The 11,195-nt window shown below is 72.6% G+C and carries 6 protein-coding genes; 4 read left to right on the forward strand and 2 right to left on the reverse strand.

Annotation, left to right across the window (positions count from 1 at the left end; all coding sequences use genetic code 11):
* Positions 1 to 43: 43 nt before the first annotated feature.
* The 3 genes from eccB (at position 44) to AB0G50_RS21175 (ending at position 3,295) form a co-directional block, all read left to right on the forward strand.
* Positions 44 to 1,657 (forward strand): type VII secretion protein EccB, encoded by a 1,614-nt coding sequence (gene eccB, locus AB0G50_RS21165; RefSeq protein WP_360111137.1) that lies wholly within the window; start codon positions 44 to 46, stop codon positions 1,655 to 1,657.
* A 70-nt stretch (positions 1,658 to 1,727) separates the two neighbouring features.
* Positions 1,728 to 2,039, forward strand: a complete 312-nt coding sequence (locus AB0G50_RS21170) for a hypothetical protein (protein ID WP_360111140.1) — start codon at positions 1,728 to 1,730, stop codon at positions 2,037 to 2,039.
* A 119-nt stretch (positions 2,040 to 2,158) separates the two neighbouring features.
* Positions 2,159 to 3,295 carry a hypothetical protein gene (locus AB0G50_RS21175; RefSeq protein WP_360111143.1) on the forward strand — a complete coding sequence of 379 codons (1,137 nt, stop codon included), beginning with the start codon at positions 2,159 to 2,161 and terminating at the stop codon, positions 3,293 to 3,295.
* Between the two features lie 50 nt (positions 3,296 to 3,345).
* Here the strand turns inward: AB0G50_RS21175 and mycP are convergent, their stop codons facing one another.
* On the reverse strand, positions 3,346 to 4,770 hold the full coding sequence (gene mycP, locus AB0G50_RS21180) for a type VII secretion-associated serine protease mycosin (protein ID WP_360111146.1): 1,425 nt from the start codon (positions 4,768 to 4,770) through the stop codon (positions 3,346 to 3,348).
* 12 nt (positions 4,771 to 4,782) lie between these two features.
* A complete protein-coding gene (eccD, locus tag AB0G50_RS21185; protein WP_360111149.1) occupies positions 4,783 to 6,177 on the reverse strand; it encodes a type VII secretion integral membrane protein EccD in 1,395 nt (464 codons plus the stop codon).
* A gap of 265 nt (positions 6,178 to 6,442) precedes the next feature.
* Here eccD and eccCa point away from each other — a divergent pair, with 265 nt between their 5' ends.
* The gene (gene eccCa / locus AB0G50_RS21190; protein WP_360111152.1) at positions 6,443 to 10,441 is read left to right on the forward strand and encodes a type VII secretion protein EccCa; all 3,999 of its coding nucleotides are present in this window, start codon (positions 6,443 to 6,445) and stop codon (positions 10,439 to 10,441) included.
* Positions 10,442 to 11,195: the final 754 nt, after the last annotated feature.

Consider the following 11,195-nt stretch of genomic DNA (forward strand, 5'->3'; position numbering starts at 1 on the left):
ATCGTGCAGACCGTACCGCGACTGGGAGAGCAGCGAGCCGAGAATGGCATCAACACCCACCACCAAGTCACAGGTCCAGGCCTACCGATTCGTGCTGCGCCGCATGCAGTCAGCCCTGGTGCGGCGGGACGCGGTGATGCTGCACGACCCCATGCGGACGCACTCGCGCGCGACCGCGGTCGGCGTGATCCTGGGTGTCATCGGTCTCATCGGGTTCCTCGTGTTCGGCTTCTTCTCGCCGGACCCGAAGATCGACGAGGACACCCAGATCGCCATCAGCAAGGAGACCGGCCAGGTCTACGTGGTCCGCAAGGACCCGACCCAGCTGATCCCGATGACCAACCTGGCGTCCGCGCGGTTGCTGCTGCTCGCCCAGCAGAACCCGGACAAGGCGCAGTCCGTCGACGGCGGTGACGCGGCGGCCGGCCAGGTCAACGCGCAGCCGCAGGTGATGGGCGGCGAGCCGAAGCTGGTCAGCGAGAAGGCACTGGCGCAGATGCCGAAGGGCAGGCTCACCGGCATCCCGGACGGCCCCGACATGCTGCCCGCCAAGCCCGAGGAGCGCATCGGCGCCGAGTGGTCCGTCTGCGACACGCTCGAGCTGGACGAGTCGCTGAACAACCCGGCCGAGGGCGGCAAGTTCACCACGACCGTCCTCGCGGGCATCGGCGGTGGCGGCCAGCCGCTGGACGGCAACAAGGCCCTGCTGGTCAAGGCGGGCACGGACGGCAAGCAGGCGTACCTGATCTACAAGGCGCCCACCGACACCAAGATCACCTCGACGTCCACCGTGCGCGCGCAGGTCGACCTCACCCGGCGCGAGGTGGTCAACGCGCTGAACCTGAACAACAAGACGCCGCGCGCGATCTCCGCGGGTCTGCTCAACGCGATCCCGGAGGCCAAGCCGCTGGCCGCGCCCGAGATCCCCGGCCGCGGTGCGGCCGCGACCTACGTCGAGGGCGAGAACGTCAAGGTGGGCGACGTGATCCAGGTGTCGCGCACCGGTTCGGTCGAGGTCTTCTACGTGGTGCTCCAGGACGGTCTCCAGGAGATCAGCCGGGCCGCGGGCGACCTCATCCGGTCCGCCTACGCGCAGGGCGCGGAGCCCAAGAAGGTCGACATCGCGCGCATCCCGGACAAGAAGCCCGCCGAGCGGCTCGACCTCGCGGACTACCCGAGCGAGGTGCCCGCCGTGCTCGACCCGAACCAGAACAACCGGGTGGTGTGCCTGGGGTGGCGCGGCGAGAACGTCAACGCCAACAACAAGTCCCAGCACACCCAGGTGACCATCGCGCCCGAGCCGCCGACGCCCGCCGGCGCGGTCGCGGTGAACATCAACCAGGTCGGCGCGACCGGCGAGGTCGTCGGCAAGTTCGTGATGGCGCCGGGCAAGTCGGCCGTGGTGCGGTCGGCGTCGTCCACCGAGGACTTCGACCGCGGCCCGGTGCAGCTGATCACCGGCCGCGGCGTGAAGTACGGCATCCCGGACACGCTGACCAGCGGCGCGCTGGGCCTCGGCACGTCGTTCACGCCGGGTCCGGAGTCGATCCTGCGGTTGCTGCCCAACGGGCCGCAGCTCAACCGGAACGACGCGTCGCGCAGCTGGGACTCGATCCCGGTGCCGAAGTCCGCGGGCCTGCTGCCCGAGCAGAAGTAAGGGGCGGCTGAGCCGTTCGAGGGAACCGTCGTTCGCCGGACGCCGTCTCTTGGTGGGTGGGAGGTGTTCGGTGAACGGTCGTGTCTCGTTCGACCCGCGGTGGCTGGAGCTGTACGCGCAGCGCGTCGACTCCGCCGCCACGGAGCTGTCCTCGGCCCGGGACGCCGTGTCCGCGCCGCTGGGTTCGGCCGGTTTCGGCGAGGTGGGGCGGACGCTGCGGGCCGCGGAGTCCTACCGGCGCGCCGCGGCCGTGCTGCGGTCCCGGCTGGACCGCGCCTGCGAGGTGCTGTCGTCGGCGTCCTCGGGGCTGCACCAGGTGGCCGCGCACTCGGCCGGTGACGCCGAGGCCCTGGCCGCGTTGAAGCGGGTGCCGGGTGCGTAGCGGCGGCCACGTCGTGAGGCGCTCGCGTTCCGGCGTCGAGGCGGTGGCGCGGAGCGCGCGGGCGGACCTCGTCGGTGGCGTCCGGGTGGCCGGCGCGCCGGTCGGGTGGCGGGTGCCCGGTGCGTAGGGACGGGCGGGAGATCGCGGCGTCGGTCGGCGACTCGCTGGACTACCTGACCGGGATCTCGCGCCGGCTCGGGGTGCGGGACCTGGTGGCCGAGTACTTCGCGCCCGTGCTGGGGCAGTGGGAGGAACTGCACGCCGAGGCCGAGCGGTGGCGGCGGGCCGGTGTGGTGGCCGAGCACGTGGCGCGGGATCTGACCGCGCCGCTCGGTCGGGTGGACTCCGCGTGGCAGGGCCGGGACGCGGACGCGTTCGTGGCGCACATGCAGCAGGTCGGGTTGGCCGGGCAGGACACCTCGGACGCGCTGCTCGCGATGGCCGACGCCCTGGACCTGACGGCGTCGGCGGTGCGCGACGTCGTCGAGGACATGGCCCGGGTGTTCTCCGACGCGGCCGACACGGTCTCCGAGGCGGCCGCGCTGCCGCTGGACGGCGACCGGCGGGTGGTCGAGGCGCTGGAGGACCTGCACAAGCCGGCGCGCGACCTGCACGACTCGGTGCGCGACGTGCTGGAGGCGTTCGCCCGGCTGTGCGACGAGCTGGCCGACGAGCCGCCCACGACCCACGCCTACCCGGCCCGGAACTGGTCGCCGGCGCCCTCGACCACCTCGGCCGCGGCGGTGAACCCGGCGCGGCGCCCCGAGATCGCCACCGGCACCCCGGATCCGACCGCCGCCGCCTCGCCCGCGCCCGCCGCGAGTGCGACGGGCTCGACCGGTTCCGGCCCGACGGGCTCGGCGGCGCCGGGCTCGGGTTCGACCGGCTCCGGCTCGATCGGTTCGGGGTCGACCGGCTCGGGTTCGACAGGCTCGGTGTCCGGCTCCGCTCCGGCGGCGGCCGGCGGGGTGCCGGCGGAGCAGAACCCGTTGCAGCAGGGCGGTTCCACGGCCGTCGCCGAGCCCAAGCCGGGTGAGCCGGCGCAGGGGCGTCCGGCCGCGGCCGCGGCCGCTCCGGGCGGTGCCGCGGCGGCCGGGATGGGCGGCGGCGGGATTATGGGCGGCATGGGTGCCGGCGCCGGTGGTCAGCAGGGCGGCGACAAGGAGCACAAGTCCAAGGTGCGGCTCGCGTCCTCGCCCGAGGCGTTGCTCGGCGCGCCCAAGAAGACCGCTCCGCCCACGCTCGGCGAGGACTGACCGCCGCGGGGTCGGCCTCGGGAAACCCGGTGTGCCGACCCGCGGCGGTGTCAGACGGTCGACCGGCGCGTCGGGCGGGACCGGTTGCGGTTCACGGTGTGGACGATGAACAGGGTCAGCAGCAGGAGGCCCACGCCCGCGCCGGTACCCGCGAGGGCCACGACCATCGGGGTGTTGTCCGGCGGGTTCACCGGGTCCAGGTTGGTGATCAACTGGGTCGGCTCGGCGGCCTTCACGCCCTGCTCCGACGGCAGTTCCGCGGTCAGCGCCGCCACCGGGTTGATCATGCCCGCGCCGATCTTGTGGTCACGGCCGTCCGGGTTGCCGGGGTGCTGGGCGGTGGCCTTGATCCGGTCCATCACCTGGTGCGCCTTGAGGTTCGGGAACCGCTGCCGCACCAGCGCCACCACGCCCGCCACGTACGGCGAGGCGAAGCTGGTGCCCTGGATCCGGCTCAGCGCGCCGCGCTCGTCGCGGTTGGCGTTGGTCAGGCCGTTGCCCGCCGGGTCGAGCGTGGTGATGTCCTCGCCCGGCGCCGCGACGCTGATCCACGGGCCCCACACGGTGAACGACGACGGGTCGCCCGCCCGGTTCATCGACGCGACCGACAGCACGTCGTCGGAGTACCACGGCGGCGAGGCGACCACGTTGACCGTGCCCGCGTCCTGGTTGTCGTTCTGCGCCGCGCAGCCGGTGTTGTTCGAGCTGAGGTTGCCGGCCGCCGTCACGATCACGACGTCCTTCGTGTTGACCGCGTAGTCGATCGCGGCCTGGAGCTCGCGCTCCTGCTGGCTCGGCTCCTTGGGCTGCTCGCACGCGGTCAGCGAGATGTTGATGACCTCGACGCCCGCCTCGGCGGCCATCACGATCGCCTGCGCCAGCGTGTGCACCTTGCCCGCGGTGGGCCGGTTGTTCGCCGGGTTGGCCTTGTCCTCGAAGTGGTAGTAGTCGCTGGTCTGCCGGAACGCCAGCACGTTCGCCTCGGGCGCCGCGCCGACGAAGCCGGTGCTGTCGTCCCGGCTGGCCGCCGCCACGCCCGCGACCTCGGTGCCGTGGCCGTCGCAGTCGACGGTGCCGCCCTCGTTGCTCACGTAGTCGCCACCGCCCTTGACCCGGCCGGCCAGCCGCGGGTGGTTGCCGTTGACGCCGGTGTCGATGATCGCGAGCGTCACGCCCTTGCCGGTGGCGAAGCGGTGCGCCTCCTCCAGCCGCAACTGCATCTGGCCCCACGGCTTCTGCGGCAGCGGCCGGTCCTTGGTGTCGGAGGTGATGCAGACCTTCTGCTTGGTGTAGGCCACGTCCGGCCGCGGCGCCTCGGCCCTCGGCCGCGCGCTGCGGTCCACGGCCGGCGGCACGGAGTTCGGCCGCGCGCCGGGCGCCGCCGTCGTCGTCTGCTGCGCGTACGCCAGCGGCGAGGTGACGAGGGTCAGCGCGACCGCCGTCACCGCGGCCAGCCTGCGGGTGGTCCGGTGCATCAGCAGCACACCTCAGGCCGGGATCAGCTGGCGCATGGCCACGTAGAGGTTCATCACGGCCAGTGCCAACGGCAGCACGGCGGCGATCAGGATCGCCTCCAGCACGTCGACGGTCCGCCGCAGCACGGGCGAGAACTTCTGCCCGGGGAAGATCACGCCGAGCACCAAGGCCACCGCGCCGACCAGCACCAGCGTGCCGAAGACGAACAGCAGCCGGGTGGACACCGACGACTCGACCAGCCACCCGATCAGCAGCCCGGCGCCCGCGACCATGCCGCTCACCAGCAGCGCCACCGCCTGCGCGCCGTTGGCGTAGGCCCGGCCGCGCAGCGCGAGCACCAGCGTCACGACGATCGCCAGCAGGGGACCCCAGATCGTGCCGTCGCCCGCCGCGACGACCGAGAACAGCGCCGCGATGCCGCCACAGCCGATGATCATGCCGGTGAGGTACTCGTGCGCGTTCGCGGTGCGCCGCTCGATGACCGCGTACTCCGGGAAGCCGGTGTCCTCCTTGAGGTCCTCGGCACTGCCCGGGACGGTCGGCAGCGGCAGCTTCGCCAGCTGGATCGTCAACCGCGGCAGCACCGACATCGCGGCCAGCGACACCGCCGTGGTGGCCGCCGCGATCCCGGTCGTCGGGTGGTCGACGAAGATCCCGATCAGGAACGCCAACCCGCTCAGCGCGCCGGCCGTGGCCGCCGCGATGAACACCGTGATCCCCTTGCCGATCAACAGGATCGCGGCCGAGGCGAAGATCAGCACCAGCACGCTGGCGAGCAGCAGGCTCGGCCGGCCGATCGCGCCCGGCACGATGTAGAGCCCGGCCACGTAGGCCATCGGCAACCCGCCGGCCGCCGCGATCAGCACGCCCGTGCCGGTCGCCGAGTAGGCCCGCGCCACCACCGCGCCCGCGGCCAGCGCCACGATCGCCATGGCGCCCGCGGTGATCGCCGGCGCCAGGTTCGGACCACCGCCCAGGGGACCGGCCAGCAGCACGGCCACCGCCGCGGCGATCAGCGCGAGCGCGCCCGCGAGGTGGCCGTAGCGGCGGGCGGTGTCCTTGGTCCACGGCCGGAAGCTGTCCGGATCGGACTCCGCGATCGCGTCGACCACGTCGTCGTACAGCGGGGGCGGCGGGTTCTCGTTGCGCTTGCGCAGTTGCAGGAGTTCGCCGTCGACCACGCCGAGCGACGCCAGCGTGCGCCCCGGGTCGAGCGGACTGTCACCGAGCTTGGCCAGCGCCCACCCGCCGTGCCGCACGCCGCCGTCCGGAGTGGCCTCCTTGGCCATGTCCAGCAGCATCGGCAGCAGGTCGGCCACCGCGACGTCGGCGGGAAGCGCGACGTCGATACGCGTTCGCGGAGCAACCACCGTCACCCGGCTGAACACCGTCGTACCGGTCGCCACCAGCGCCCCCTAAGGTCCCTCGAGAGTGTGTGCTTGTGGACGGCTGAAGACCTTATTGGTCGTGCGCACTGCCCACCGGGCCGCCCCAGTATGGCCGTAGCGCCGCCCCGGGCAGGTGAGTTCCGGATAACAGGTTCCACCGCAGATTTTCGGCGGACCCACCCTCACCGGTCGGGTCCATGCGCCATAGTGTCGGGTGCGACCGGGGCGCGACACCCACGCGCGCCCGTGGGTTGACCGAACGAGTGTGAGAGGTGCCTGTCAGGTGAGCACGCTGCAGTTCAAGCGCACGCCACGCCTCGCCGCTCCCCGCCCGCCGGGCGGAGAAGTCCACCTCGAACCGCCACCCGAGGTGCCCCGGGTCATCCCCGGCAACATCATGGCCAAGGCGATGCCCGCGGTCATGATCGTGTCGTCCGTCGGCATGATGGTGCTGATGTTCAGCTACAGCGGGCGCAGTCCCGCTGCGATGATCATGCCGGGCATGATGCTGGTCTCGACCGTGGGCATGATGGCCGGCGGCATGGGCGGCGGCAAGGGCCAGAAGAAGGCCGAGATGAACGAGGACCGCAAGGACTACCTGCGGTACCTCGGCCAGATGCGGGACCGCGCCCGCGAGGCCGCCGACGAGCAGCGCGCCGAGCGCGAGTGGGTCCACCCCGACCCGCAGATGCTGTGGTCGCTCGCCACCACCCGGCGCATGTGGGAACGCCGGCAGAACGACCCCGACTTCTGCCACCTGCGCGCGGGCCGCGGCTCGCAGCGCCTGGCGACCAGGCTCGTGCCGCCGCAGACCGGTCCGGTCGAGGAGTTGGAGCCCATCGCGACGTTGGCGCTGCGCCGGTTCGTGCGCGCCCACTCGCTGGTGCCCGACCTGCCGATCTCGATCGCGCTGCGCGGGTTCGCCGCGGTCGGCCTGCTCGGCGACATCGAGATCAAGCGCGGCCTCGCCCGCGCGCTGCTGGCCCAGATGGCCACCTTCCACTCGCCGGACGACCTGCTGATCGCGATCGTCACCACCGGGCGCACCAAGGCCGAGTGGGAGTGGGCGAAGTGGCTGCCGCACGTGCAGCACCCGTCCATCGTGGACGGCATCGGTCAGATGCGGATGATGGCCGGTTCGCTGGCCGAGGTCGAGCAGATGCTGGACGAGCAGTTGCGCGACCGGCAGCGGTTCACCCGCAACGCGCCGCCGCCCAGCGACCAGCCGCACGTGGTGATCGTCATCGACGACGGCGACGTGACGCGCGAGGAGCAGATCATCCTGGAGGAGGGTCTGGTCGGCGTCACGCTGATGGACCTCTCCGAGTCCCTGGGCAACCTCACCGCGCGGCGCGGTCTGCGGCTGGTGATCGAGGACGGCAAGCTCGGCGCGCGCAGCGCGAGCGGTGTGGAGTGGTTCGGCGCGCCGGACTGGCTGAGCGTGGTCGAGGTCGAGGCGCTCGCCCGGCGGCTGGCGCCGTACCGGATCGGCGGCGTCGAGTCGGGCGGCTCCGACGAGGACCCGCTGTCGTCCAACCCGGCCCTGCTCGAACTGCTGGGCATCGCGGGCGACCCGATGACGTTCGACATCCAGCAGGCGTGGCGACCGCGCCCGGTGCGCGACCGCTACCGGGTGCCGTTCGGCATCGGCGAGTTCGGCCAGGCCGTCGAGCTGGACATCAAGGAAGCGGCCATGGAGGGCATGGGCCCGCACGGCCTGTGCATCGGCGCCACCGGTTCCGGCAAGTCCGAGTTCCTCCGCACGCTGGTGCTCGGCATGCTCGCGACCCACTCGTCCACCACGCTCAACATGATCCTGGTGGACTTCAAGGGTGGCGCCACGTTCCTCGGCCTGGACTCCGCGCCGCACGTCGCCGCGACGATCACCAACCTCGCCGGCGACCTGACCCTGGTCGACCGCATGAAGGACGCGATCGCGGGCGAGGTGTCCCGGCGGCAGGAGGTGCTCGCCAAGGGCAACTACAAGAACGTGTGGGACTACGAGAAGGCCCGCGAGAACGGCGCCGACCTCGACCCGCTGCCCGCGCTGTTCATCTGCATCGACGAGTTCTCCGAGATGCTGACGGCGAAGCCGGACTTCATCGACATCTTCCTCCAGATCGGCCGCGTCGGCCGGTCGCTCCAGATGCACATGCTGCTCGCGTCGCAGCGCCTGGAGGAGGGCAAGCTGCGCGGTCTGGACACCTTCCTGTCCTACCGGATCGGTCTGAAGACGTTCTCCGCGGCCGAGTCCCGCGCCGCGATCGGCGTGCCGGACGCCTACGAGCTGCCGCCCATCCCGGGTTCGGGCTACCTGGGCGTGCAGGGTTCGCCGCTGACCCGGTTCAAGGCGCTCTACGTGTCCGGCCCCTACCGGCCGGCCGGGTTGCAGGTGGCGGGCCCCTCGGCGCCGGTGACCTCGGACAAGCGGCCGCGCTTCTTCGTGCCGGACTACATCGAGATCCCCAAGGAGCCGGTGAAGCCGGCCGAACCGGTCGTCGCGCAGAAGAAGGAAGAGGACAGCAACGAGCCCTCCGAGCTGGAGGTCATCGTCGGCCGGCTGATCGGCCAGGGCCCGCCCGCGCACGAGGTGTGGCTGCCGCCGCTCAACGAGCCGCCGTCGCTGGACACGCTGCTGCCGCCGTTGCAGCCGACCGAGGACCGCGGGCTCACCTCGCCCGGCTTCTTCGCCAACGGCAAGCTCCAGGTGCCCCTCGGCGTGGTGGACAAGCCGTTCGAGCAGCGCCGCGACCTGCTGTGGGCGGACTTCTCCGGCGCCGCGGGCCACGGCGCGATCGTCGGCGGCCCGCAGTCGGGCAAGTCGATGATGCTGCGCACGCTGATCACCTCGATGGCGCTCACCCACACCGCCGAGGAGGTCCAGTTCTACTGCCTGGACCTCGGTGGCGGCACGATGGCGTCGCTGGAGAAGCTGCCGCACGTCGGTGGGTTCGCCTCGCGGCTGGACGTGGACAAGGCCCGCCGGATGGTGGCCGAGCTGACCGGGTTGATCACCGAGCGCGAGCAGCGGTTCCGGGCGCAGGGCGTCGACTCGATGGTCGAGTTCCGCAACCGCAAGCGGCGCGGCGAGATCCGCGACGACGACTTCGGCGACGCGTTCCTGATCGTCGACGGCTGGATGAACTTCCGCCAGGAGTTCGAGACGCTGGAGCCGCAGGTCCAGGCGCTCGCCGCGCAGGGCCTGTCCTACGGCGTGCACGTGATCGTGGCGGCGAACCGGTGGGCCGAGATCCGGCCCGCGATGAAGGACCTCCTGGGCACCCGCTTCGAGCTGCGGCTGGGTGACCCGTCGGAGTCCGACGTCGACCGCAAGGTCGCGGTGAACGTGCCCGCCGGCCGGCCCGGTCGCGGCCTGTCGCCGCAGAAGCTGCACTTCCTGACCGGTCTGCCCCGGGTGGACGCCTCGTCCGACCCGGAGTCGGTGGCGAGCGGCGTGCAGGACATGATCGCGAAGGTGTCCGGCGCGTGGCGCGGCAGGCGCGCACCGCAGGTCCGGCTGCTGCCCGACCTCATGCCGTACCAGGAGCTGGTGGGCCAGGTGCAGCACCAGCGGCCCAACCGCGGCCACCTGGTGCCGATCGGCGTCAACGAGGACGAGCTGGCGCCGGTGTACCTGGACTTCGACGCGGACCCGCACTTCATGTGCCTGGCCGACGGCGAGTCCGGCAAGACGAACCTGCTGCGCACCATCGTCCGCGGCATCATGACCGGCTACACCTCGTCCGAGGCGCTGATCATGCTGGTCGACTACCGGCGCACGATGCTCGGCTACATCGAGACCGACCACCTGCTGTCCTACGCCGTGTCGTCGGCCCAGCTGACCGACATGATCAAGGACGTGCGGACGTCGATGACCGGCCGGCTGCCCGGCCCGGACGTGACGCAGGACCAGTTGCGCAACCGGTCGTGGTGGAAGGGGCCGGAGCTGTTCGTGGTCGTGGACGACTACGACCTGGTGGCGCCGCAGGGCGCGCAGAACCCGCTCCAGCCGCTGGCCGAGTTCATCCCGCAGGCCAAGGACGTCGGTCTGCACATCATCGCGGTGCGCCGGATGGGTGGCGCCTCGCGCGCGATGTTCGACCCGGTGCTGGGCAAGCTGAAGGAGATCTCGGCGCCGATCCTGGTCGGCAGCGGCTCGAAGGAGGAGGGCGCGATCGTGGGCAACCTCAAGGCGTCGCCGCAACCTCCGGGCCGAGGCACGCTGGTCACCCGCAAGCTGGGTCAGCAGCGCGTCCAGATCGCCTGGATCCAACCCGACTGACCACCGCCAAGGCACCACGAAGGCCCCGCCCCGGCGGGGCCTTCGCCGTTCCGCGGCCGGCCCGGGGCGGGTGCGTGCGGCGGGACTCGTCGGGGGTCCGGCGGTCGGGCGCGGGTCGCGGGACAGGGCCGGTGGTCGGGCGTGAGGTGGACGAGCGGGCGTGCGTCGGGACTCGTCGGGGATTCGGTGGCCGGGCGCGGGTCGCGCGCCGGGACCCGGCGGTCGCGGGCGAGGTGGCCGCGGGCGGGCCGGCCCGCCCGGTGCCGGATCCGCTGTCGGGTCCCGGTGTCGTCGTGCCCGCGATCACCGCCGGCTCGGGCACCGGGATCGGTGTCCGGCCTTCGCCGTTCCGAGCCGGTCCGGGTGCGTCCCGGCCGGGGCTCACCGCCGAGTCGTTCCGGTGCGTAGTCGTGCCCACCGGGCACTGCGGGCGCGGTGCGGCCCACCGCCGAGCCGGCTCCGCGCGTGGACCGGACCACTCGGGGTGGCCCCGGCGTCCGCGTGACCTTCGGGGTTCCGCAGCCGCGCGCGAACCCGACCCCGCTCGTCTCCGCTCGTAGATTCACCCGAAGGCACGAAGGCCCTCGGCACCTGCCCGAGCCTCGGCCCGACCCGGTGCCGCACCGCGCGGCCCGGTCGCGGGCGCCGGGCCCCGGGGCCGGTGGCGGGCCGCCCCCCGCCACGGCCCGGACACCCGGTCTGCCCCGCCCGGGGGGTCGGCGGGGGCGTAAAGGCGCGGCGGGGGGCGGGGGTA

It is taken from the genome of Actinosynnema sp. NPDC020468 (assembly GCF_040642015.1).
GTDB lineage: Bacteria > Actinomycetota > Actinomycetes > Mycobacteriales > Pseudonocardiaceae > Actinosynnema.